Genomic DNA, 25,718 nt, shown 5'->3' on the forward strand with positions numbered 1-25,718 from the left:
TCCTCCTACATTGTCATTTAGCTATTTTGGACAGCTTCTTTAATTTTTTCCGTTACTTTATAATCAACCATCGTTTTAGCTTGTCTAATGGCATTATAAATAGCGTTGGCATCTGATGAGCCGTGTGCTTTAATAACAGGGGCCTTCAAACCAAAAAGTCCAGCACCACCATATTCCGAATAATCCATTTTAGTTTTTAATCCATATAGATTAGGTTTTAAAACAGCAGCAGCTAGTTTGGTTTTTACACTAGACGTTAAAGTGGTTTTTAACATCTTCATAATAGACATCGCTGTACCTTCGATTGTTTTCAAAACCATATTTCCGGTAAACCCATCTGTTACAACAACATCAGCAACCCCATCGAGAAGGTCGCGTGCTTCGACATTTCCGATAAAATGAATATCGGCTTTTTGTAACAGTTCGTATGTATGTTTTGTTAATTCATTGCCTTTTGTTTCTTCTGTTCCAATATTCAATAAGCCTACTCGTGGCCGATTAACCCCTCTTACCTTCTCACTGTAAATGGAACCCATTAATGCATATTGAACAAGGTGTTCCGGCTTTGCATCAGCATTTGCACCAACATCTAAGAGGATAAACCCTTCTCCACCAATTGTGGGTAATGTTGGTGTTAAGGCTGGCCTTTCAATTCCTTGAATCCTGCCAACGATAAATAATCCTGCAGCCATTAATGCCCCTGTATTTCCAGCGGATATACAGGCATCTGCTCTTCCTTCATTTACCTCTTTGGCAGCTAACACCATGGAAGCATTTTTCTTTCTTCGTACTGCTCTTACAGGTTCATCCGTCCCAAGAATCACTTCATCGGTATGGATAATCTCGATTCTCTCTGAATTCTTTATGTATTCCTTAATTTTAGGCTCATCCCCAACTAAAACAACACTCACATCAGAAAAAGCTTCAATCGCTTTTAGGGCACCATGTACAATCTCTTTTGGGGCATGATCTCCACCCATTGCATCAATTGCGATTCTCATATTTGCTTATTCACAACTCCCTTATCCACCTGTTTTACCTGAACATCATAACTGCAGACTTTCATTACATGTTTGTTCGATACATATCAAATTCGCCTTTAAATACAAGCTCCTGATTCACATAACTTTTGACCTCAACTGTAGTTCTACCTGTCTCACGATCAATATTAACGACTTTTGCTTTTGCGACAACACGTTCATTTTCCTTAACAGAACGGATAAAATGAATGTTTGCTTTTGCTGTCAAAGCAAGTTCCTCGTTTATAAGGGCTACAGCTAATGAATTGGCTTGCGCAAACAAATGATGTCCACGAGCGATGCCATTTCGTTTAAACACATGTTCCGTTTTGACATCAAAAATAGATATCGCCGTTTTATCTAATTCGATATCAATAATTTCCCCTATTACCTCATCAATTGGCAGCGAGCGAACTTCATTATCAAACTTTGTTTCTGCTACATTTTTAATTCGTTCTCTTAGTTCAGGAATGGATAACTCAAGGCGATCGAGACGAATCGTTTGTACACTGACGGAGAACTGTTGTGCTAATTCTTCATCGGTTACAAACGGATTTTCTTTTATCGTCTGTTGTAATAGTTTTTGTCTATCCCGTTTATTTCGTTTCATTTTGACACCATCCATGATACTAAGACTAGGTACTAAAAGTAGTATATAATTAAGAAAAGCAGATTGCAAGAAATAAAGTAGTCATTTCTAAACCATCTGCTTTTCGCGTTTAATCTAACTTTTCACCTTGCAAGATCCCAGATTTTGCCAAATAATCCCTTAGCAGCTTATAGTCTTCCGCATTCCAAAAGTAAGGTGATTCTACTAAAATAGCTGCATCCCCTCTTGCTGTTTCTAAAGCCGCAAAATCGTGGACCATATCAGCCATTTTGAATTCGGGCAAGCCGCTTTGTTTTTTACCGAAAAAGTCGCCGGGACCTCGTAGTTCTAGATCTTTTTCACTCAGAAGAAACCCATCATTCGTTTCGGTCATGATTTTCATTCTTTCTTTCCCTGTTTCTGATTTTGGGTCAGCGAGGAGGATACAATAAGACTGATCACTGCCACGCCCAACTCGACCCCTTAATTGATGGAGCTGAGATAATCCGAAACGCTCCGCATCATAAATCACCATAAGTGTTGCATTCGGAACATTCACACCTACTTCAACTACAGTTGTCGAAACAAGAATGTGATATTTATTTTCACTAAAAGCCTTCATGACTTCATCCTTCTCATCCGCAGGCAGCCTTCCATGCATAAGGCCAACTTGAAACCGATTTTGAAAATAATGAACGAGGGAACTATGCACATCAATCGCATTTTGAACATCTAGCTTATCCGATTCTTCAATTAACGGACAGATCACATAAACTTGATGACCTCTTTGTAATTCCTTCTCAACAAAACTAAGAACCCGATCTAACATATTTGGCTTAACCCAATACGTTTCAATACTTTTTCTACCAGCAGGCATTTCATCAATAATCGATACATCCATTTCACCAAAAACAGTAATAGCAAGTGTTCGTGGAATCGGTGTTGCCGTCATAAACAAAACATCTGGATTTTCACCTTTTTCACGAAGAATCCTGCGTTGCTCAACACCAAACCGGTGCTGCTCATCGGTAATAACTAATCCAAGGCGATGAAATTCCACCTCATCTTGGATTAAGGCATGGGTTCCAATTAAAACATCGATATCGCCTGCTTGCAGTTGTGAAAGAATTTCCTTTCGACGCTTTCCTTTTACTGAACTAGTTAATAATTCACAGCGAATCTCTAAATGTACAAACAATTGTTTTAGAGATTCGACATGCTGCTCAGCTAAAATTTCAGTTGGTACCATTAATGCCCCTTGAAACCCTGCTGTTACTGTGGCTAGTAACGATATTGCTGCGACAGCTGTTTTCCCTGAACCAACATCGCCTTGTAAAAGCCGGTTCATCCGATATGGACTTTCCATATCAGACAATATTTCATTTACAACCCGATTTTGTGCATTTGTTAATGGAAAGGGGAGAGTTTCAATAAACTTCTCTACTTTTTCCAATGAAATTTCCTGCAAAATTCCTTTTGAATTCTCCCTCTCAATCTTTCTTAACGCTTGCATTTTTAATTGAAACAATAGAAATTCTTCATATATGAAACGCCTTCTTGCCTGCTTTAAGTCATTTCCGTTTTTCGGGTAGTGAAGCGTCTGTAACGCTTCTTGAATACTCATTAACTTATATTTTTGCCTTAATGAATTTGGGATGGTTTCTTCTACAAGCTGTCCATACTGTGTCATCGCTAATTGCAGACAGCGTCTCATTCCTTTAACCGTCATTTTCCCTTTAACAGGATAAATAGGTTCAAAGTCTTGAGAATGGGATGAACCGATTTTCAGCTCATTCGCAGTCAATGTTTGCCTATGACTATCCCATTTACCTGAGACCGTAACGGTTTCATTAATAGTAATTTTTTTCTTTAAGTACGGTTGGTTAAAAAACACCACACTAATTAAATAGCGGTCAACAAGTAAACGAATCATTAATCGTGATCGTTTCCGCCCATAATAGGTAAGAGAAGGCTCACTATGAACCTTCCCTTCGATTGTAATTTTCTCTTCATGACTTACCTCAGACAAATCACGCAAACGATAATCTTCATATCGATACGGAAAATGAAATAATAATTCTTGAATATTATATATATTCATTTCTGCTAAGGCTTGAGCGGTTTCGTCACCAATTCCTTTTATCTCTGTAACGGATTGAGTTAATACATTAGTCACTTTCATAAGCAGCACAAGAAATCATCATGAATTCTGTTATGCTACTTCACCCCTCCCTTATCTATAAGTTCTATCAAAGGGGAGCATTACTCTACTGAAATAATAAAAGGATATAACGGTTGATTCCCGTTATGAACCTCGACTTCTACATCCTCATACTGTTCTTCGATTAATCCAGTTAGTGATGCAACATCCTCTTCTGTTGCATCTTCTCCCTTTAGAATGGTCACAATTTCTGAGTCTTCATCAATCATTTTTTTCAATAGTTCGTTTGCAGTCACTCGTTTATCTTTATTTTTGATAATGATTTTACCGTCTAAAATCCCCATAAAATCATCCTTTTCGATCGAAAGTCCATCGATCATCGTATCACGAACAGCAAACGTGATTTGACCTGTTTTAACATGTTCGAAAGCTTGGGACATGCTTTGTTTATTCGTTGGTAAATCAGTATTAGGGTTAAAAGCAAGTAAAGCTGCCATCCCTTGTGGTACTGTTTTCGATGGGACAACAACGACCTCTACATCACTTACATCTGCTGCTTGTTCTGCCGCCATAATAATATTTTTATTATTTGGAAGGATAATTACTTTTTCTGCATGCACATCTTCAATTGCTTTTACAATATCCTCTGTGCTTGGGTTCATTGTTTGTCCGCCTTCAATAACTACATTGGCTCCGATACTTTTGAAAAGCTCAGCAATCCCACTTCCCATTGAAACAGTTACAACTCCATACTCTTGTTTTGTTTTTGGCTCATGGTTAACAACAGCATGAGTTTCACCAACAATATTTGTATGTTGTTTTCTCATATTTTCAATCTTCATGTTCAAAAGACTGCCATATTGCTGGCCATAGCTCAACACATCACCTGGATTCTCGGAATGGATATGAACTTTAACAACTTCTTCATCCGAAATGACCAAGAGAGAATCACCGAATTGACTTATTTCTTGACGAAAATCCTCTTCTGAAAAAGGCTTTTGGGCACGTTTTTGATCTTTTAAATCCACCATAAACTCTGTACAATAACCAAACACGATGTCCTCTGTATTCATATGACTCTGAGCACTCATATGATGTTCTGCGCTTACAAGTTCTTCCATTGAAGGCAAAGCCGTCGTAGAATCCGATAATGGTTCTCCTTTTAATTGCGCAAGGAAGCCTTCATAAACATACACAAGTCCTTGACCTCCACTATCTACTACACCGACTTCTTTTAGTACGGGTAATAATTCAGGAGTTCTCTTTAAAGATGCTTTAGCTTCTTTTACAACTTCACTCATTACATATATGATGTCATCATTCTTTTCTGCAGCTCTGACTGCGGCTTTTGCTGAGTCTTTAGCTACCGTTAAAATCGTCCCTTCTACTGGCTTCATAACCGCCTTATAGGCTGTTTCAACTCCAGTTTGAAAGGCTTGCGCAAATTCTTTATTGTTAATAGACTCTCTCTTTTCAATGGATTTAGAAAACCCCCTGAAAAGCTGGGAAAGAATAACGCCTGAGTTGCCGCGGGCTCCCATTAATAAACCTTTTGAAAGAGCTGCACCGACTTTTCCAATGTGCGTTACGGTTTGCCCTTTTACTGCTTTTGCACCGGAATTGATCGATAAACTCATATTTGTTCCGGTATCTCCATCTGGGACCGGGAAAACATTCAGTGCATCTACGTATTCTGCATTAGCAGATAAATGGTTAGCCCCCTGGATCACCATCTCTGCAAAACGTTTACCGTCCAAAACTGTTATTGACACAATCCTTCCTCCCTCAATCACGGATTCGTTACACGAACACCCTGTACGAATATATTTACTGTGTCAACGGCAAGTCCAACTGTTCTGTCCAATGTATACTTTACTTTGGATTGAACATTATGGGCGATTTCGGAAATTTTTGTTCCGTAACTAACAATAATATACATATCAATATGAACTTGTTCATCCTCTTGACGAACAATTACTCCACGGGTAAAATTTTCTTTTCGTAATATATCAGTGAATCCATCTTTAATTTGATTTTTAGATGCCATTCCAACAATTCCATAACAATCGACTGCCGCTCCACCTGCAATGGTGGCAATTACATCATTTGAAATATCAATCTGTCCGTATGTAGTGGTTAATTCGATGGACATGTGTTATTCCCCCTTTTGGAATTTGCTCCTTGACTAAAAACATTTTACTATATCGAACCTCTTTTTGAAAGTTATTCTTATGATGTACTTATTTCGTCATCTCTCCGGGTAATTTTTAACGTGTGTTGCTGATTTTTATTGCATTCAACATGTTTGTGTGATAAATTATTAAGGTATATTTTAATGGACGAAAAACGCAACACTAGCGGTTTTTCACATTAAGGCCCATTTATTTGGGCATGCCAATATGGCTACAGGAGATGTGGCGTAAAAGCCAGCTCTATAAAAATGGAATATAACTGAAAGCAGCTTTCAGTTTTTGCAGCAAGGAGGGAAAATAAATGCCACGTAAATGTGTTGTAACTGGTAAAAAAACAACTACAGGTAATGCACGTTCTCATGCTATGAACGCTAATAAACGTAAATGGGGTGCTAACCTACAAAAGGTTCGTATTCTTGTTGATGGAAAGCCTAAGCGTGTTTGGGTTTCTGCAAGAGCTTTGCGTTCTGGTAAAGTTGAACGCGTATAACATTTGTGACGTCCTGCTTTTAGGGCGTCTTTTTTTATCCGATAAAAATTCTATATTATGAATATTTCGTTAAAAAATGCACTCATTTTAAAATGAGTGCATTATCATATAACAACTCTAGTTATCCTTTTTCATGGATCCTAATACCGCCCGGACAATTCCTCCTAAGAACTTCGGTAATTTAATTGTATAAAATTTCATTATTATGTCCCTCCTAAGCAAACCAAATATCGTTTATGTCAGATATGACAGTTCATCATTCTACAACCATATATCTTATTCAAATGCTAAAAATTAGTACTCATTTAGTAAAGAAAATTAATCGGTACTTCTTACTATCATTAATATGCCATCAGAAAAAGAAAAAGTACCATTATCCATGAGAATCTCGTTACTTATACATAGTGTAGATCCAAGTGGAATATGACGATCGTTTAATGGATATTTAAAGCCCTTTAAGGTCAACCCATTGACTTCACTTGTAATCGGAATGAACGATATATATTTTTTATCGTTGGATTTACCGACTTTGTATGTACCTGGTGCCTTAACAAAAATAATATTCTGTTGATCGATCATTTCAATGTCAAGTTTAGCATCTTTTTTTAACGCTCCAATAAGCAGTTGGAGGTTTCCAAACATATGATCAAGCCGTCCACCAGTGGCACCAAAAATACGGATCTTTTCTGGCTCTTGATCTATTGCCCAATTCAAGGCGAGTTCCATATCGGTTTCATCTTTTTCTGGATAGAACTGATATAACTGGGCGACCTCTTTTTCAACCTCCTGTAATTCTTCCTGTGAGATGGAATCAAAGTCGCCAAACGCTATATTGGGTTTTATTCCATGTTCTAATAACGTATAGACCCCTCTATCGACACCTATCCATGTCACCTCATCTTTTATAAAAACAGACAAATCGGGAAGCAGTTCTACAGGACCCCCTGCTAATATATGTATAATCATTATTTCCCTTCCTTTAATCAAATTCGCCCGTCGAATTTGCGTCCGGATTTTTATCAAACACGTTCGATAAATTCCCCCTAAAAAATCCGAAACATCCGCCGGAGGCCTAACTTCATTCAGCGGGGATTACCTCCCACTGAATCGAAAAGCTATTGCATTCATTCCCCACTTTTAGAAGTGAGGAATGAAGTTAAATGTGAAAAGAAGCCGTACTATTAACGACTTCTTTTTTTAAAAGATACTATTATTATTTTAATAATGAAATCGCCTTTCCACGATCCTCTTGATTGAAAACAGCCGATCCAGCTACTAGAATGGTTGCACCTGCTTCTACACAAGCCCGAGCAGTTTTTTCATTTACTCCACCATCTACTTCAATTTCTAACTTTGCCCCTTTTTGTATCGCTAATTCTTTTACACTTTTGATTTTATCTAGTACTGACGGAATAAATTGTTGGCCACCGAATCCAGGATTAACAGACATTAATAACACCATATCAAGTTCTTCGATAATGGGTTCAATCCATCCAACGGGTGTAGCTGGGTTAAGTACTACCCCAGCCTTTACACCAAATGATTTTATGTAGTGAATGGTTCTGTGTAGATGTTTACAAGCTTCTACATGAACCGTAATGTAGTCGGCTCCAGCTTTTGCAAATGACTCAATATATTGATCAGGATTTTCAATCATTAAATGAACATCTAGAGGTAACTTTGTGATCGGTCGGATACTTTCAACTACTAATGGGCCGATCGTAATGTTTGGGACAAAATGACCGTCCATAACATCAATGTGAATAAGCTCCGCCCCTCCTCTTTCTACATCTTTAATCTCCTCGCCTAATTTTGAAAAATCTGCTGATAAAATCGAAGGTGCTATTTTAACCATGTTTAATACCTCGGCTTTCTGCTTTTTATCTCTTCTAAGAATTCTTTATAATGTTCGTAACGGTAGGAAGGGAGGTCCCCATTCTCCATCCCTTTCTTTACTGCACATTTTGGTTCTGCTATGTGAAGGCAGCCCCTAAATTTACATTCTTCACTTAACTTTTGAATATCTGGAAAACAAAAGTTCAATTCCTCCGCTTCAATATCAGTAAACTCTAATGAACTAAAACCAGGTGTGTCTGCAACAAGACCATCACCAATTTGAATTAACTCAACATGTCTTGTTGTATGCTTCCCTCTTCCTAGATGGTTCGAAATATCATTGGTCTTTAACTCTAATTCAGGGTTAAGAGCATTTAATAAAGATGATTTTCCAACTCCAGATTGTCCTGCAAATACAGAAATGACACCATTTAAATGAGGAAAAAGTTTTTCGATTCCCTCTTCTGTCTCGGAAGAAGTTAGTAAAACCGTGTAATTTGCATCTTTGTAATCTTCAACAATCTCCTTAATAATATGTTTTTCTTCATCATTAATTAAATCCATTTTTGTGATACAAATAATCGGTGTAATCCGATTATATTCAATTAATACGAGAAAACGATCGAGCAAGGCCGTACTAAAACCCGGTTCCGTTGCGGAGAATACTAATATTGCTTGGTCGACATTAGCGATTGGCGGTCTGACTAAACTGTTTTTCCGTTCTTTCACTTCAAGAATATAGCCTTCTAAATTATTTTCAGCTTGAAAAATCACTTCATCTCCGACTAATGGGGTAATTTTATTTTTCCGAAACACCCCTCTGCTTCGACATTGGATGATGTTACCTTCACTTAATACATAATAAAACCCACTCAATGCTTTTACAATTTTGCCTTCAGGCATAAAAACGCTCCTTAATTCTTAATTCATTAATTTCACTTAATTAATAATGTACCGTATTTGTTTCCACAACTTGATCATCTACCACGATCTGATATGTTGCCGTTGTATTTGGGAGAATCGTGAGTTGGAACTCTTTTGTTTCATTTTGAGTGATCTCAAATGTTTGAAATGGCTCATTTAAATCATGATTCATATCATCTACCAATATTACAACTGTTTGTGGAGTTCCTTCTTCCGTAGGCTTATATGGAATATTAACCTTTACCGTTTTTACACTTGGCGGTATTGCTGGTGGCCCTTTCGAAATAATGACTGTGATTTTTGAGCCTTTTTCGACCTTTGTACCAGGTTTTGGATCTTGAGAGATGACATGGCCTAAAGAAATGGTCTCGTGGAATTCTTTTTGAGAGACATCTGCAATTAAGTCGACATCATCCGCATAGTCTTGAACCCCCGATACCGAATATTCACTTAGATCTTTTAAAACGATTTGATCGGGACCCATACTGACTTTAAATTCCAAAATGGTTTCTTCTGGAACAACTTCATTCCCAGCAGGGTAGTTTTGGTCTATAATCGTTCCAGCTACAGATTCATCATACACTTCTTCCATGACAATATCTTTAAAGTTTTTAGCATTTAACAAACTAAAAACATCATCATAATTTTGTTTACGATAATCTAATAACTTAAACTTTGCCTTTCCTGTACTCTTGTAAACCGTAATTTCACTACCCTCTTTTGCCAATCTTCCAGCTTTCGGATCTGTCTTAACAACATCACCATCTTCAATTTCGTCGTGACTGATTTCTTTTGTTTCACCAATAACAAACCCGGTTGTTACGAGTTCTGAAACAGCTTTTTCTAAAGGCATTCCAGTAACATCAGGGACGTCTATGTCTTTAGGAGTAAGAAGAGATGGAAGAAAAATAATTGTTAAAATGGAAATTGCCAGTAAAAAACTTAAAACAGAAATAAATAGGATTCGTCCTTTTTTGCTCTTCTTTGACTTTTGAACCTTTTCATCTGATTCCTTTGTTGTCGCTTGTCCAACCTTTTTTGTTTCAAAATTATGGACAATGGTTTCGTCTAAACTTGAATATGTATGTTCGTGTTCATCAGTAATAATCGGTATTGCTTTTGTTGCATCCTCATCTACTGGGAGCGTAAATTTCGGGTCATTGACACGGCTAGGATCTAGTGCTGTCCGAATATCCTCCTCCATTTCTTCTACACTTTCATATCGATGAAACGGATCTTTTGCTGTTGCTTTTAACACAATATTTTCAACACTTTGAGGAATATTTGGATTCCATCTGCGCAGCGATGGAGTTTCTGTTTGTAAATGTTTTAATGCAATTGAAACAGCAGATTCTCCTGAAAATGGCAATCTACCTGTTAACAGTTCAAACATCACAATTCCAAGTGCATAAATATCAGATTTATGATTAGCCACGCCTCCCCTTGCCTGTTCAGGGGATAGATAGTGAACAGAACCAAGTACAGAATTGGTTTGCGTAATACTTGTCGCACTTAATGCCATGGCAATCCCAAAGTCAGTAATTTTCACATTGCCACTACGATCAAGCAAGATATTTTGTGGCTTTATATCCCGATGAATAATATGGTTTTCGTGTGCATGGGAAATTGCTGAAGTGATTTGTTCCATGATCGCTAATGCGTCTTCAATCACTACAGGTGAATGATTTTGTATGTATTGTTTCAATGTTTGTCCATTAACATGTTCCATGACAATATAATAAATTGAATCTTCTTCGCCCACATCATAAATACTGACAATATTGGGATGAGCAAGACTTGTAGCAGATTGTGCCTCTCGATGGAATCGACGAATAAATTCATCACTGTTAGCAAAGTCTAATCGTAATACTTTAACGGCAACATCTCTATCTAGTATCATATCATGCGCTAAATAGACATTTGCCATTCCACCCCCGCCAATCATTTCTAATATCTTATAGCGGTCACTGATTCTTTTCCCGATCATCATTGTTGATCACCATAAAACTCTTCAGGAGTAAACTCGACAATAATAAGGGATATATTATCCTCGCCGCCATATTCATTAGCCATATCAATGAGAGTCGTTGCTTTCTCTTTAATTGATTTCTCACTGTTTAAAGTACTCTCGATTTCTTCTTCATTCACTTTGTTAGATAATCCATCCGAACAAAGTAGAAGGGTATCATTTTCTTCAATAATGATTGTTTTAATATCCATATCAACAAAAATTGCTGTACCTAGCGCTCTTGTCAATACATTTTTGCGAGGATGATTTTCAGCGTCTTCTTTAGAGATTTGCCCAGTCTTAACTAGTTCATTAACTAGGGAATGATCTTCGGTAATTTGTGATAGCCCCGCTTCATTTAAAATGTAACAGCGGCTGTCACCAATATGGGCGATTGTTGAAAACATTTCTGTAATGATAACAGCGACAATCGTAGTTCCCATCCCCTCGCATTCCACATTTTGTTGGGAATGCTGGAACACTGTTACATTCACAAGCTTAATTTGTTCTTTGAACCAATTCTCAGCTTGTTCAGGTGTCTCGATCTTTTCGGTTTCTTCCCATATTTCTTTTAATTTCATGATGGTTAAGTGGCTGGCCACATCCCCTGCCCGATGACCACCCATTCCATCTGCAACCATTGCAATCCTTTGACCTGCTCGATTAAGAAAAACGCCTCCATTATCTTCGTTATGTTGCCTTACTTTCCCCCGGTCTGTTAAAAAAACGGCTTTCATACCATCCATCACCTACTTTCGACCATTATCAATTTTTCCTTAAACAGGCAATATAAAATCCATCCGAGTTAAAATATTGCGGTAAAATTTGTATTTCACCATTTTGTACAAAAGGTTGTAGTTTGGCAGGCATCCGTTCACTTAAATTAGAATCACGCTCAAAGTCGGGATGTTGTTTTAAAAAGTCCTCAATCACTTGCTGATTTTCTTCAGGATCAATTGTACATGTACTATAAACTAGAATACCATTTTTTCTTAATAACGGGGCCATTGACTTTAGTAACGTTTTTTGAATTTTTTGAAGCTCGTATAAATCGCTTTCTTTTTTTGTATACTTAATATCCGGCTTTCGCCTAACAACTCCGAGACCCGAACACGGTGCGTCTAACAAGATTCGATCAAAGGATGCTTGATCAAAGTGTTCATGAACAAGACGGCTGTCTAATGTTTTCGCTTCAATATTTGGCAATTCTAATCTGGATGCATTTTCACGAATTAATTTCACTTTATGATCATGTAAGTCCAATGAAATAACATGGCCAGTTTTGTTTAATTTCTCAGCAATATGGGTTGTTTTTCCGCCTGGTGCTGCACATGCATCAAGAACACTCTGATTTTCTTCTACTCCTAAAGCTAAAGCGACAGCCATTGAACTTTCATCCTGAATGGTCAAGTAACCTTCCTGAAAGGCCTTAGAACGAGCTAAATTACCTTTTAAGCAATAAATGGCTTCGGGAATAACAGAGCTGACCTCGACTGTATAACCTTCATCAGCTAAAAGGTTTAGACAATGTTCCATCGTTGTTTTCGTCAAATTAACTCTTGCTGTCATAATGGGTGCTGTTAAATTTAACTCACACATTTTTAACGTCTCATCGTATCCGAATAGCTCTACCCATCTTTTCACAAGCCATAAAGGATGACTTGTTTTGATGGATATCCTTTCAATCGGATCTTCAATAACCTCAAATGAAGGCAGTCCTTCTCTTTGAATACTGCGTAAGATTCCATTTACTAAGCCGGTAATTCCTTTATGACCCTTTTTTTTGGCAATTTCAACAGCCTCATAAATGGCTGCTCGATCAGGTATTTTGTCTAAATAAACCATTTGATAAACCGTTAGTCGTAATAGCTGTACAACCCACGTTTCGATCTTTTTCTTTTTAGAAATAAACGGAGATAAATAATAATCAAGTGTCATTCTTCTTTGAATCGTTCCATAGGTTAACTCGGTTAATAAACCAATGTCTTTTTCATTTAAATTATTTTTGTTAATATATTGATTTAAAAGTAAATTACTATAAGACTGCTTTTTTTCAACGGCTTCAAGAATATCTAGTGCTGTTTCTCTTACATTTTTACGTGTTTTATTCATGTGAGTCCCCTAATATTATTCCAGTAGTCAATTGTGATCCTGCCCCTCTTAAAAACTGACCAGCAGACATTCTTTTTTTCCCTGCTGGTTGTAATTCAATCATTTTAATCCCAGTCTCATTCCCTGTTGCGATGATAAAACCATCCTCTTCAATTGAAATAATCGTTCCTGGAGCGGCTTGTTTACTAGTTGGAACTTTGGAGGCTTGCCATACTTTAATGACCGTTCCTTGCAACACGGTATATGCAACAGGCCAAGGGTTTAATCCACGGATGTGATTATAAATAGTTTCTCCGGGACTAGTCCAATCGATTTTTTCTTGGTCCCTTTTAATATTATAAGCAAAAGTAGCTAGTGCTTCATCTTGTTTTTTTGGCGTTAACTCTTTATTTAATAAAGCAGGTATTGTGTTCGATAAAAGCTTCGCGCCTGCTTGACTTAGTTTGTCATGCATCGTTCCCACATTATCATCTTCAAGAATCGGTACTTCTACTTTTGTTAATATATCCCCCGCATCTAGCTTCTCAACCATATACATAATCGTAATTCCAGTTTTCTCTTTTCCTTGAATGATCGCATAGTGGATTGGAGCACCACCGCGAAGTTCTGGCAATAGCGAGGCATGTACATTAATACATCCAAACCGAGGAGCATCAAGGAGTTCTTTAGGTAGAATTTGTCCAAAAGCTGCTGTCACAATTAAATCTGCGTTTAAATCAAGGATCGTTTGCAGTTCTTCTGACTGACGGATTTTCTCTGGTTGAAAAACAGGAATCCCATGCTTTTCTGCTTCTACTTTCACTGGCGGGGGAGTTAAAACCCTTTTTCTGCCGACAGGTCTATCTGGTTGGGTAACAACTCCGATACAGTCGTATCCATCTTCAATTAACTGTCTTAAAATAGGAACAGAAAAATCCGGAGTTCCCATAAAAATAACTTTTGTCATGATTCTTCCACCTCTTGTAAATCTTCTTCCTTCACATACTTTGATATTTTTGACGTGAACAATATTCCATGTAAATGATCGATTTCATGTTGAATGGCCCGAGCTAGGAAACCTTCCGCCTCAATGATTTGCATTTTACCTTTTCGATCAAAGGCCTTTACTTTTACATAATAAGGGCGTTTCACCTCACCATAAAGACCTGGGAAACTTAGGCAACCTTCTACATCGATTTGTTCCCCGTTTGTTTCAAGAATCACCGGGTTAATGAGTTCGAAGGTACCTGAACCATCATCAATATCAACAACCGCAATTTGCGCATCAATGCCAATTTGCGGTGCCGCTAAACCCACTCCGTCAAATTCAATCATTGTGTCATACATATCTTGAAGTAATTTCTTTAACTTTGAATTAAATACAGTAACCGGTTTACAATCCAATTCAAGAATATCTGCAGGATATGTAACAATTTTCTTTATTGCCATTTCATTCCTCCTCTCAATAACTTTTCATATTTGACATCATTTTTATCCCATCTTAACGGGCAGTAAGACCCCCACCTCAAGATTCGAATGATATTAGAAACGAAGATAGGTGGAGGGTCAACTCCCCAAGGCCTAGCGTATTGAACAAATACACCTGCAGCAGCCTTATATAACCAGAAAACTGCGAGCCTCAGGCTAACCATCAGTGAGGAATGAAGTAAGCCCTTCATTGAAGGAAATTTCACTTTATAACTAGCCTTGCCAATTATTTTTAAACATAACAGGTTCGATATCATTTTTTTCTTTACATCATAATATAAGGATTTTTATCGATAGAGATCTGTAGACCTGTTGAGTAGCTCTCTTGCTGATGATAGTCAAGAATCTTTTTTAAGGTAGCGGTTAAATTGGGCTCTTTCTTATATTTCACAATACATTGATAGCGATACTTATTATTGATTCTAGGGATGGAAGAGGCAACAGGCCCGAGTATCTGTGCCTGATTTGATAACCTAGAAGATAACAATTTTGTTATTTTCTCGGTGACGTCAATTACCTTCATGAGTTCTTCATGACTTACTGTAACGAGTGCCAAATAATAAAAAGGCGGATATCCGGAAATCTTTCTAATCATCATTTCTTTTTGATAGAACTGATCAAAATCTTGCTCCCCTGCAAGGATAATACTATAGTGTTCAGGCGTATAGGTTTGAATAACAACCTCACCTGGCAATTCATGTCTTCCAGCCCGTCCACTGACTTGAGTTAACAATTGAAATGTTTTTTCTGAAGACCGAAAGTCGGGTAAATGGAGCATCGTATCAGCTGATAACACCCCTACGAGTGTGATATTTGGAAAGTCCAATCCTTTGGCAATCATTTGCGTTCCAAGAAGAATATCTGCCTTTCCCTCTTGAAAGGCATTTAACAGTTTCTCATGTGAACCCTTTCGAGAAGTAGTATCAATATCCATCCGAATGACCCTCGCTTGGGGGAAAATTTTACCTAATTCTTCCTCCACCTTTTGTGTCCCTGTACCAAAATAACGAATATGCTCACTTGAACATTCTGGACAAACGGCAGGGACGATCGTCTCAAATCCACAATAATGACATTTCATTTGTTGATTAAAACGATGATAGGTTAGGGAGATATCACAATTCGGACAGTCTACCACATAGCCACAATCTCGACACATGACAAAGGAAGAATATCCGCGTTTATTTAAAAACAAGACCGTTTGTTCCTTTTTGGCTAATCGATCTTCGATTTTATTATATAGGAGCCGCGAAAACATTGAACGATTTCCTTCCCGTAATTCTTCTCGCATATCGACAATGTCTACTGAAGGTAGATTATGCTCATTCATACGTTTTGACAATGTTAATAAATGATAGACCCCTTTTTTTGCACGGGCAAACGTTTCTAAAGATGGAGTAGCACTCCCTAATATCACTGGACAACTGTAGTTCTTTGCCCTCTCAATCGCTACATCTCGAGCATGATATCTTGGGTTGTCTTCTTGTTTATAACTTGTTTCATGTTCTTCATCAATGATAATAATACCCAAATTTTCAAACGGTGCAAAAATAGCTGATCGAGCCCCTACAGCAACTCGAACCTCTTTACGTTGAATTTTTCGCCATTCATCATACTTTTCACCAACCGATAACCCACTGTGTAGAACAGCTACTTCATCCCCGAATCTACTTTTAAATCGGTTGACCATTTGGGGAGTTAGTGAAATCTCTGGCACTAGAACAATTCCTTCTTTTCCTCCTTGGAGCACCTTTTGAATGGTTTGAAGGTACACTTCTGTTTTTCCACTGCCTGTCACTCCATAGAGAAGAAACACTTCATGCCTTTGTTCGTTAATCGATTGTAGAATCGGTTTGATCGCAATGGATTGCTCGTCGGTTAATTTGAGAGGAGATGTTCTTTCAAACGTCCGATCTTGATAAGGATCTCGATAAACTTCCTCCATCGTTTCATAGAGAATCCCCTTTTCAACAAGCCCTTTAATGACAGAACTTGATATTGATAGAGTAGATAATATCTTTTGTCTTTCAATCGGTTTAGGATGAGACAGAAAATAGTTTATCACACTAATTTGCTTGTTGCTTCGTTTCGATAACTCTTCTTTCCTCTGTAGTAATCCTTCTGCTGGCAAAGCAGGGGCAACCATCTTTACATGTTTCTTTTTAATTCTGTCTTTAACGATGTACCTTACTTCTAAAGCCCCGTTTGCTACTTCCTTTTGAAATTGAGAAAGTTCCCCAGAGTTAGCAGCATCTTCCCAGTCAATCGTATCTTGCTCATAAAAATAAGGCTGAATCGATTTTGACAAACTTGGAAACTTTTTGCGATCCTTTAATTGAAGTTTTTTTTCATACTTTGCCTTTAATGCAGGCGGCAACATGACTTGGAATGCCGAAATTTTGTAACATAGTGTCTCGTCTGTTAACCAATCTGCAAGTTCTAATAGTTCTTCATTTAAAATCGGCTCAATATCCATCAGTTCAATAATCTCTCTTAATTTAGGAAACTGCGACTCGGTAACGATATCAACAACGAATCCTTGAACTTTTCGTGGTCCAAAAGGGACAATCACACGCATTCCTGGTTTTATAACATTTATTAGACTAGCAGGAATTCGATAGTCAAAAGGTTTATTCGTTTGCTGAGCGGGTACATCCACAATTACTTTCGCTACTGACATTCATGCTGACCCTTTAAAAGCAGCTGCATTTCTTCGATTATTTTTTTAGCTACTTCATTTTTTGTTAAGATTGGCCAATTTGTTACCTCTCCATTTTTCTTATAAAAAGTAACAATATTTGTATCGATATCGAAGCCTGCTCCCTCTAACCCAATATTATTTGCTACAATCATATCAGCATTTTTACCCTCTAACTTTTTCCGTGCATATTCATCCATATTATTCGTCTCTGCAGCAAAGCCAATTAGTAGTTGATGGTCTTTTCTCTTCCCTAGTTCCAACAAGATATCTTTCGTTCTTTCTAACTCAATGACTTGTTCACCTGGTTGTTTTTTTATTTTATAATCAGAATAGCTTTTTGGTCGGTAATCTGCAACAGCAGCTGATTTAATTACTACATCAACTTCTCTAAAGCGAGATATAACTGCTTGGTACATATCTTCTGCACTTTCCACCTTAATTACATCTACTCCATTTGGTGGGGTTAGTGAAACCGGCCCGGATACTAAAATAACGTTTGCTCCTGCTCTCACTGCTTCTTCGGCAATCGCATAGCCCATTTTTCCCGATGAAAAATTTGTAATATAGCGTACAGGGTCGATTTTCTCTCGAGTAGGTCCCGCCGTAATTAAAACCGTTGTACCGGCTAATGAACCTGTACTCTCATTGAAATAATCAATTACCTTCGTGACAATGCTTTCAGGCTCTTCTAACCTTCCTTTTCCTACATACCCACAAGCTAAATATCCTTCACCAGGCTCAATAAAACGATACCCATCTTCTAACAGCCGATTCATATTTCTCGTCACAGCAGGATGCTGATACATATGCACATTCATTGCAGGTGCAATCCAGACTGGTGATGTCGCGGCTAGTAAGGTCGTTGAAATCATGTCATCTGCAATCCCGTTCGCAAGCTTCCCAATGATATTAGCCGTTGCGGGTGCCACCATAATTAAATCGGCCCAATCAGCCAGATCAATGTGGGCAATTTTTTTTGGTTCTTTCTCATCAAATGTATCTGTGTAGACATCATTACGTGATAAGGCCTGAAACGTTAATGGTGGAACAAACTTAGTTGCAGATTCGCTTAAAATTACACGTACATCTGCTCCTGCTTGAGTTAATTTACTGGTCAATGCAGCTGCTTTATAAACAGCAATTCCACCTGTTACACATAATAAAATCTTTTTATCGTTAAGCATGTGCGAAACCTCCCTTTACAATATAGTACTGTATGTTAAAAAGAAAAGGGTCTGACTAAGGTCAGCCCTTCACGCTTTTTACTCATATCTAGAACTAAAATCTGTTCGTTCAGCTAGGCGATAGAACAACTTATCCGCATTAATCTCCTCAAGCGCTTTTCCTACATTTTTTTGTGAGATATATCGGTTTAATAAAGATGCTTCTCCTGTCTGTAGTTTTCGAGCGCGTTTTGCGGCAACCGATACTAACGAATATTTGCTATCAATTTTTGTCATTAATGAATCAATTGAAGGATCTAACATATTTTTACTTTACCTCCAGCATTTTTATATATTTTGGCTGCACTCTTTCTCTGCGACAATGTTCTGCAATAACAATTGCATTGATTTTTTTTACTGCATGGTCAATTTCATCGTTTTCAACAACATAATCATATAAGTGCATCATTTCAATTTCTTCTTTCGCCACATTTAGGCGATTATTAATGATGTCCTCTGTTTCTGTGCCTCTCGTGACAATCCGATTCTTCAACTCTGAGAGACTAGGCGGTGCTAAAAATATAAATAAACCATCAGGAAACTTTTCACGGACTTGGCGGGCACCTTGGACTTCTATTTCAAGAAATACGTCCTTCCCCTTGTCCAATGTTTCTCTGACATAATCTACAGGGGTTCCATAGTAATTCCCTACAAATTCTGCATACTCCAATAATTTCCCTTGTTCAATAAGACTCTCGAATTCCTCTCTCGTCTTAAAGAAGTAATCCACGCCATTTACTTCACCTTCGCGAGGAGCCCGTGTTGTCATTGAAATGGAATATTCAAATGATGTATTTTCTTGTGAAAAAATCGCTTTTCTAACCGTTCCTTTACCTACCCCAGAAGGCCCGGATAACACAATTAATATTCCTTTTTCTAGCATGATGCATCTACCCCTCATCCATAATTTCATCTCGATCATTTAAACGATGTGCAACAGTTTCTGGTTGTACTGCACTTAAAATCACATGATCACTATCCATAATGATAACAGCACGAGTCCTTCTACCATAGGTTGCATCCACGAGTGTGCCTCTATCACGTGCATCTTGAATAATCCGCTTTATGGGTGCTGATTCCGGACTGACAATGGAGATGATTCGGTTTGCAGAAACAATATTTCCGAATCCGATATTAATCAGCTTGATCATAGATGCCCCTCCCACAATAATAAATTAGTTTCACCTTTACATTTCTTTTCTAAACTGGATTTCACTGTATATTTTGGACTTGTTCCTTCATTTTTTCGAGGATGCTTTTCATTTCTACGACTTCTTTAGCAATTTTTGAATCATTGGCCTTTGAACCAATTGTATTTACTTCACGATTCATTTCCTGTAGTAGAAAGTCGAGCTTTCGCCCAATCGGTTCTAATAATGTTAAGATCGAGCGGAATTGTTCTATGTGACTATTTAATCGAGTCAATTCTTCATTGATATCTGCTTTATCTGCAAAAATCGCGACTTCAGTTAAGATTCTCGCTTCATCAATCCCATTCTCAACAAACTCATGAATCCGTTTTGTTAAGCGGTCTCTATACAGACTCACAACCTCTGGTGCCATCTCAGTTAACTTGCCCACGATCGTTTGAAGACTTTTTAGTTGTGTGACAATATCATTTTCAAGTGCTTTTCCTTCAACTTCACGCATTTCCTTAACAGATAAAGCAGCTTCCTCAATGGCTTCAAGCACGATCCGTTCAAGATCTTCATTTCCCAACTCTGTCTCTTCAAAAAGAATAATCTCTTCACTCATTAATAAATCCTGTAGCGATAATCCATGATCTAATCCGTATTTTTCTTTAATTCTTTCAATGGAATCAACATATTGATCAAGCAAATTCCAGTCAACTAATACTTTTCGATCTGTTAATCCTTCACCTTCAACAGTGATAAATACTTCAACTCTACCTCTATGTATTGACGCACTTAGTTTCTTTTTTATTTTATCTTCAATTTTATTAAATTGGCGAGGCATACGTATGTTAAATTCAGAAAAACGGTGATTTACAGTCTTCACTTCCACCGTAACTGAAAAAGAGTCATTGCTACGTTTACTTCTGCCAAACCCAGTCATGCTAACAACCATTAATAACACATCCATTCTGCTCCTGTATATTACTATAAACAGAAGACATTTTCCATGTTTTATTTTTCACTCTAACTGGTTCTTTACTATATTAAAGATGATAAAAAGAAAAGGTAATAGAATGACTTCTACTACCTTAGAAAGTATAACATATTTCATTTTGTTTTTCTTAGTAAAAATGACCCTGCTAGTAAAAAAGTTGGAATGGCAGAAAGTCCAATAATCATTAACCAGTCACTCGCTAAAATCGCGGTCGTATGGAAGATTGGCTGTAGCGGTGGATAATAAATCACAACTAGAACCATTAATAATGATAAAAGAACCGCCCACACTAAATATTTATTTCCAAACGGATTTCTTGAGAGGATTGATTTCTCACTTCGACAATCAAATACATGAATTAATTGTGCTAAAACTAATGTAGTAAAAGCAACCGTTTGTGCATAAACTAGATCATTTGGATTGTTATTATAGGCAAAAATAAATGCTAATAGAGTGACAACTCCGATTAAAAATCCTCGTGAAACGACTTTCCAACCTAATCCTCTTGCAAATACACCCTCTTTCGGATTCCTAGGTTTTCGTTTCATAACATCACCCTCAGGTTGATCTAACCCAAGCGCCATCGCAGGCAAGCCATCGGTCACTAAGTTGACCCATAAAATTTGGATGGGCACTAACGGCAATGGTAATCCTAAAAGCATCGCAAATAACATGACAAGGATTTCTCCTACGTTGGATGCTAACAAATAACGAATAAACTTACGGATGTTTTCATAAATGTTTCTTCCCTCTTTAATGGCTGCTTTAATGGTAGCGAAATTATCATCAAGCAGAACAAGGGAGGACGCTTCCTTTGCAACATCTGTTCCAGTGATCCCCATAGCAATTCCAATATCAGCCGCTTTTATGGCTGGGGCATCATTTACTCCATCACCCGTCATCGCGACAATATGGCCGTTATTTTGCAAAGCTTTAACAATTTTAAGTTTATGTTCAGGTGAAACCCTTGCAAAAACAGATACATCATCAACAACCTCTTCTAGTTCTTCTACTGACATTTTTGATAATGCCTCGCCGTCCAGTACTTTCGAATGATTTGTTAATATCCCTAGTTGTCTGGCAATGGCTTTTGCGGTGATTACATGGTCACCTGTAATCATAACCGTTTTAATGCCAGCTTCTTTACATTCTTTTACTGCTTGTTTCACTTCAGGACGAGGTGGATCAATTATTCCAAATAACCCAATAAAGGTTAAATCTTTTTCCGCTTCCTTTTCGTCCAAAATAACAGTTCCGGCTGGAATCTCTTTAAACCCAATCGCAATCGTTCTAAGTGCTTGTGAAGCAAGATCATTAATTGCACTCTGAACGGTTTGTGTTGTTTCCCCATTAAGTCTCCGTTTTTTATCATTCCAAAGGATATCTTCACTTTTGCCAATTAGAACGTCTGGCGCTCCTTTTGTTACAACAAATTGTCTACCATTCCCTTCTTGAATAATTACGGTCATCATTTTTCTTGTAGAATCAAAAGGAAACTCCTGAACGACATTAAATTCATTTAACAGCCCTTCCCGATTATATCCTGCTTTCATTCCTGCAACGAGTAATGCACCTTCAGTTGGATCGCCATCAATAGCATACTCTTTCTTCTTTTGAATTAGTTCGGCATGGTTACATAATAAACCAAACATAAGCATTTGTTGTAAAGCCTTTTCCTTCTCTAGTTGTACAGGATGTTCTTCCTGATAAAAAGAACCTTTTGGCTCGTACCCCACTCCTTCAACATTCCAGACTTGTCCCCCACTCCATAAATGGGTGACCGTCATTTCGTTTTGGGTCATTGTCCCAGTTTTGTCCGAACAAATGACAGAGGCACATCCAAGCGTTTCAACAGCAGGCAATTTTCGTACAATTGCCCTTTGCTTGATCATTCGTTGAACACCAAGCGATAATGCCACCGTAACAATCGCAGGTAAGCCTTCAGGAATGGCAGCAACAGCAAGAGAGACTCCCGCTAAAAACATCGTATATAAATCATGTCCTTGCAATACTCCTACGACTACAACAAGAGCCGTGAGTATCAAGGCAGTTACAATCAATATTTTTCCAAGTTGTTCTAGTCTTCTCTGTAACGGTGTTTCCATTGATTCAGCACTTTGCAATAAATCAGCAATTTGACCCATTGCGGTTTTCATTCCTGTACCAACAACAACACCAACCCCACTTCCCCTTGTGACCATTGTTCCCATAAAGGCCATATTTTCCATATCGCCAATTCCAATATTGTCCCTGGACAATGAATCAGAAATCTTCGATACAGGTAAAGATTCACCGGTTAAAGCGGACTCTTCAATTTCAAGACTATTCACTTCGATTAATCTAACATCTGCTCCGATTCTGTCTCCACTAGTAAACTTTAATACATCCCCTGGTACAATTTCCTTAGAGGGTGTCTTAACCCAATTCCCATCTCGCAATACTTGAACTTGCGGAGCAGAAAGTTCTTTTAAGGCTTGGAGAGATTTCTCAGCCCTTCTTTCTTGGAAAAATCCTAGAAAGGCATTAATAACCACAATCGCAATAATCGCCATGGCATCCATGTACTCTCCTAAAAAACCAGAAAGTAAAGTTGCTGCCAATAAAACGAGTACCATAAAATCTTTGAACTGACTGAAAAACAAGAGCAGTGCTGATTGTTTTTCACCTTCATCCAGTTCATTTTTTCCATATTGCTTCAGACGCTTTTTGACATCTGAACCTGCTAACCCTGACGAGAGGTCTGTATTTAAGGCTTCCATTACCTCTTTCTTGTCCATCTCATGGTACTTCATCCCGTCATCTCACTTCCCTCTATAATTTAATAACAGAACACTCTATGGAAATCTTATTCACCCTTGTCCGAAAAAATGCTAAGATAGTTGCACTTATCCGAAACAACTTGTAAATTTAAGTTAGATTTCTACATCTTAACTGGCAGTAAGACCTCTACTTTGAGATAATAAGAAATACCTAAGAGTAGCTAGGCAGAAATCAACTGCCATTATAGATCAGAAGTAATGAAAGCAGACTAATTACGCCTTCGGCAATGTCTGCCGACCAGCACCTTGCTGGCCTCAACTAACCATCAGTGGAAAACCACTTCTGATGGAAGTTTCACTTTATTAGTAAAGGATGTTTTGTATGTCTTTTGACGGTTTATTTACGAGGGCTATGTGCAAAGAACTTAATGACTCCTTAAGGGGCGGAAGAATAAATAAAGTTCATCAACCATATAAAAATGAGATTATTTTAGTCATTAGAGCAAAAGGAAGAAATCATAAACTTTTACTCTCAGCCCATCCCAACCACGCGAGGGTACATGTTACAAATGAGGATTATGAAAATCCATCTGAGCCTCCGATGTTTTGTATGCTATTACGAAAACACCTAGAAGGGTATGTTTTAGAAGATATTTCGCAGCCTGACTTTGAGCGAATTTTAATTTTTACTGTAAAAGGGAGAAATGAGATTGGCGACACCTCATATAAGCGTCTCATCGTCGAAATCATGGGACGCCACAGCAATATTATTTTAGTGGATCAAGCAAATATGATTCTCGATAGTGTGAAGCATGTTTCAGCTGCAGTCAATACATATCGAACGGTACTTCCTGGGCATTCTTATATTTTTCCACCCGAACAACATAAAACAAACCCTTTTCAAGCAGATGAAACCGATCTACTAAAAAGGCTTGATTTTAATGCTGGAAGAATTGACAAACAAATGGTCAGTCAATATGCAGGAGTATCCCCTTTATTAGCTCGTGAGATCACCTATCAGGCCGGTCTGGCTAATCGGAACAGTATTCCACCTGCCTTTATGTCCATCATGGATAGAATTAATAGACATGACTATCAGCCGGCCATCATGGAAAAGGAAACAAAGGAAAACTTCTATTTATTTCCGCTAGAGTCCATTTCAATAGAAGCGAAATGTTTCCCGTCCTTGAGCCTGATGTTAGATCGATACTTTTTTGGAAAAGCAGAACGGGATCGTGTAAAACAGCATGCTAGTGATGTCGAGCGCTTAGTCATCAATGAAAAAGAGAAAAATGCAAAAAAGATTATCAAGCTTCAAGAAACATTAAAAGAAGCACATGAGGCACAAAAATATCAACTATATGGTGAATTATTAACCGCTAATTTGTACAATGTCCAAAAAGGCATGGAAAAAATAGAAGTAATCAATTATTATGATGAAAATGGCTCAACAATTGTTGTTCCACTTGATCCATTAAAAACACCAGCAGAAAATGCCCAAGGCTATTTCACTAAATATCAAAAGGCCAAAAACTCTCTTGAAATTATTGAAAAACAAATAGAAAAGGCGAGAGATGAAGTCTATTATTTTGAAGGTCTTCTTCAACAGATTGAAACGGCTTCTCCAAAAGACATTGAAGAAATCCGCCAAGAATTAATAGAAGAAGGTTATTTACGAAAAAAACTAAGAAAACAAGCAAAAAAAACGAGTGGAATGAAGTTAACATTAGAACATTATTATGCAACTGATGGAACGGAAATAATTGTCGGGAAGAATAATAAACAAAATGACTATTTAACAAACCGGTTAGCAGCACGTGATGAAATATGGCTTCACACAAAAGATATTCCAGGATCACATGTCGTCATTCGTAGTAAAGATCCGTCGGAGCATACGATATACGAAGCCGCCCATTTAGCAGCGTATTATAGTAAAGCCCGCAACTCTAGTTCTGTACCGGTAGATTATACGAAAGTCCGCCATGTAAAAAAACCATCTGGAGCAAAACCAGGATTTGTTATTTATGATCACCAACAAACGGTATATGTAACGCCTGATGAAGAAGTTGTACTTCAATTGAAAGCGCATAAGTCTTAGAATTTAAGT

The 25,718-nt window shown here is 37.7% G+C and carries 23 protein-coding genes; 2 read left to right on the forward strand and 21 right to left on the reverse strand.

The features are described 5' to 3' along the window. Window positions 1–17: 17 nt before the first annotated feature. The 5 genes from plsX to R4Z10_RS13705 form a co-directional block, all read right to left on the reverse strand. Entirely contained in the window at window positions 18–1,001 is a 984-nt protein-coding gene (gene plsX, locus R4Z10_RS13685; protein ID WP_338469856.1) for a phosphate acyltransferase PlsX, read from the reverse strand. Window positions 1,002–1,065: 64 nt separating this feature from the next. After that, the gene (fapR, locus tag R4Z10_RS13690; protein WP_338469857.1) at window positions 1,066–1,629 is read right to left on the reverse strand and encodes a transcription factor FapR; all 564 of its coding nucleotides are present in this window, start codon (window positions 1,627–1,629) and stop codon (window positions 1,066–1,068) included. A 109-nt stretch (window positions 1,630–1,738) separates the two neighbouring features. Continuing rightward, entirely contained in the window at window positions 1,739–3,790 is a 2,052-nt protein-coding gene (gene recG / locus R4Z10_RS13695; RefSeq protein ID WP_338469858.1) for an ATP-dependent DNA helicase RecG, read from the reverse strand. Window positions 3,791–3,870: 80 nt separating this feature from the next. Beyond that, window positions 3,871–5,541, reverse strand: a complete 1,671-nt coding sequence (locus tag R4Z10_RS13700; RefSeq protein ID WP_338469859.1) for a DAK2 domain-containing protein — start codon at window positions 5,539–5,541, stop codon at window positions 3,871–3,873. A 17-nt stretch (window positions 5,542–5,558) separates the two neighbouring features. Further along, complete coding sequence (locus R4Z10_RS13705; RefSeq protein ID WP_338469860.1) at window positions 5,559–5,921, reverse strand: Asp23/Gls24 family envelope stress response protein; 363 nt, start codon at window positions 5,919–5,921, stop codon at window positions 5,559–5,561. A 341-nt stretch (window positions 5,922–6,262) separates the two neighbouring features. Here R4Z10_RS13705 and rpmB point away from each other — a divergent pair, with 341 nt between their 5' ends. Further along, a complete protein-coding gene (rpmB, locus tag R4Z10_RS13710; protein WP_338469861.1) occupies window positions 6,263–6,451 on the forward strand; it encodes a 50S ribosomal protein L28 in 189 nt (62 codons plus the stop codon). A 117-nt stretch (window positions 6,452–6,568) separates the two neighbouring features. Here rpmB and spoVM read toward each other — a convergent pair whose 3' ends face one another. The 16 genes from spoVM to R4Z10_RS13790 form a co-directional block, all read right to left on the reverse strand. Next, window positions 6,569–6,652: a stage V sporulation protein SpoVM gene (gene spoVM / locus R4Z10_RS13715; protein ID WP_338473244.1), complete on the reverse strand. Its 84-nt coding sequence runs from the start codon at window positions 6,650–6,652 to the stop codon at window positions 6,569–6,571. A gap of 117 nt (window positions 6,653–6,769) precedes the next feature. After that, complete coding sequence (locus tag R4Z10_RS13720) at window positions 6,770–7,417, reverse strand: thiamine diphosphokinase (RefSeq protein ID WP_338469862.1); 648 nt, start codon at window positions 7,415–7,417, stop codon at window positions 6,770–6,772. Window positions 7,418–7,664: 247 nt separating this feature from the next. Then, on the reverse strand, window positions 7,665–8,306 hold the full coding sequence (gene rpe / locus R4Z10_RS13725) for a ribulose-phosphate 3-epimerase (RefSeq protein WP_338469863.1): 642 nt from the start codon (window positions 8,304–8,306) through the stop codon (window positions 7,665–7,667). Between the two features lie 2 nt (window positions 8,307–8,308). Next, complete coding sequence (rsgA, locus tag R4Z10_RS13730; protein WP_338469864.1) at window positions 8,309–9,190, reverse strand: ribosome small subunit-dependent GTPase A; 882 nt, start codon at window positions 9,188–9,190, stop codon at window positions 8,309–8,311. Window positions 9,191–9,230: 40 nt separating this feature from the next. After that, window positions 9,231–11,201, reverse strand: a complete 1,971-nt coding sequence (gene pknB, locus R4Z10_RS13735) for a Stk1 family PASTA domain-containing Ser/Thr kinase (protein WP_338469865.1) — start codon at window positions 11,199–11,201, stop codon at window positions 9,231–9,233. Then, on the reverse strand, window positions 11,198–11,956 hold the full coding sequence (locus R4Z10_RS13740) for a Stp1/IreP family PP2C-type Ser/Thr phosphatase (protein ID WP_338469866.1): 759 nt from the start codon (window positions 11,954–11,956) through the stop codon (window positions 11,198–11,200). Before R4Z10_RS13740 ends, pknB begins: the two co-directional genes overlap by 4 nt. Window positions 11,957–11,984: 28 nt before the next feature. After that, window positions 11,985–13,331, reverse strand: coding sequence for a 16S rRNA (cytosine(967)-C(5))-methyltransferase RsmB (gene rsmB / locus R4Z10_RS13745; protein ID WP_338469867.1), 1,347 nt, complete (start codon window positions 13,329–13,331; stop codon window positions 11,985–11,987). After that, on the reverse strand, window positions 13,324–14,277 hold the full coding sequence (gene fmt, locus R4Z10_RS13750; protein WP_338469868.1) for a methionyl-tRNA formyltransferase: 954 nt from the start codon (window positions 14,275–14,277) through the stop codon (window positions 13,324–13,326). Before fmt ends, rsmB begins: the two co-directional genes overlap by 8 nt. Next, window positions 14,274–14,759 carry a peptide deformylase gene (def, locus tag R4Z10_RS13755; RefSeq protein WP_338469869.1) on the reverse strand — a complete coding sequence of 162 codons (486 nt, stop codon included), beginning with the start codon at window positions 14,757–14,759 and terminating at the stop codon, window positions 14,274–14,276. Before def ends, fmt begins: the two co-directional genes overlap by 4 nt. Before the next feature lie 304 nt (window positions 14,760–15,063). Continuing rightward, window positions 15,064–17,478, reverse strand: coding sequence for a primosomal protein N' (gene priA, locus R4Z10_RS13760; RefSeq protein ID WP_338469870.1), 2,415 nt, complete (start codon window positions 17,476–17,478; stop codon window positions 15,064–15,066). Then, window positions 17,469–18,683: a bifunctional phosphopantothenoylcysteine decarboxylase/phosphopantothenate--cysteine ligase CoaBC gene (gene coaBC, locus R4Z10_RS13765; protein WP_338469871.1), complete on the reverse strand. Its 1,215-nt coding sequence runs from the start codon at window positions 18,681–18,683 to the stop codon at window positions 17,469–17,471. The genes priA and coaBC overlap by 10 nt, the downstream gene beginning before the upstream one ends. A 78-nt stretch (window positions 18,684–18,761) precedes the next feature. Then, window positions 18,762–18,986 carry a DNA-directed RNA polymerase subunit omega gene (gene rpoZ, locus R4Z10_RS13770; protein WP_338469872.1) on the reverse strand — a complete coding sequence of 75 codons (225 nt, stop codon included), beginning with the start codon at window positions 18,984–18,986 and terminating at the stop codon, window positions 18,762–18,764. Window positions 18,987–18,990: 4 nt separating this feature from the next. Then, the gene (gmk, locus tag R4Z10_RS13775; RefSeq protein WP_338469873.1) at window positions 18,991–19,605 is read right to left on the reverse strand and encodes a guanylate kinase; all 615 of its coding nucleotides are present in this window, start codon (window positions 19,603–19,605) and stop codon (window positions 18,991–18,993) included. Between the two features lie 7 nt (window positions 19,606–19,612). Next, entirely contained in the window at window positions 19,613–19,873 is a 261-nt protein-coding gene (locus R4Z10_RS13780) for a DUF370 domain-containing protein (protein ID WP_338469874.1), read from the reverse strand. Window positions 19,874–19,934: 61 nt separating this feature from the next. Continuing rightward, a complete protein-coding gene (locus R4Z10_RS13785) occupies window positions 19,935–20,810 on the reverse strand; it encodes a YicC/YloC family endoribonuclease (RefSeq protein WP_338473245.1) in 876 nt (291 codons plus the stop codon). 155 nt (window positions 20,811–20,965) lie between these two features. Then, the gene (locus R4Z10_RS13790; protein ID WP_338469875.1) at window positions 20,966–23,644 is read right to left on the reverse strand and encodes a calcium-translocating P-type ATPase, SERCA-type; all 2,679 of its coding nucleotides are present in this window, start codon (window positions 23,642–23,644) and stop codon (window positions 20,966–20,968) included. A 349-nt stretch (window positions 23,645–23,993) separates the two neighbouring features. Here R4Z10_RS13790 and R4Z10_RS13795 point away from each other — a divergent pair, with 349 nt between their 5' ends. Beyond that, entirely contained in the window at window positions 23,994–25,709 is a 1,716-nt protein-coding gene (locus tag R4Z10_RS13795) for an NFACT RNA binding domain-containing protein (protein ID WP_338469876.1), read from the forward strand. Window positions 25,710–25,718: the final 9 nt, after the last annotated feature.

It is taken from the genome of Niallia sp. XMNu-256 (genome assembly GCF_036670015.1).
GTDB lineage: Bacteria > Bacillota > Bacilli > Bacillales > Cytobacillaceae > Bacillus_BD.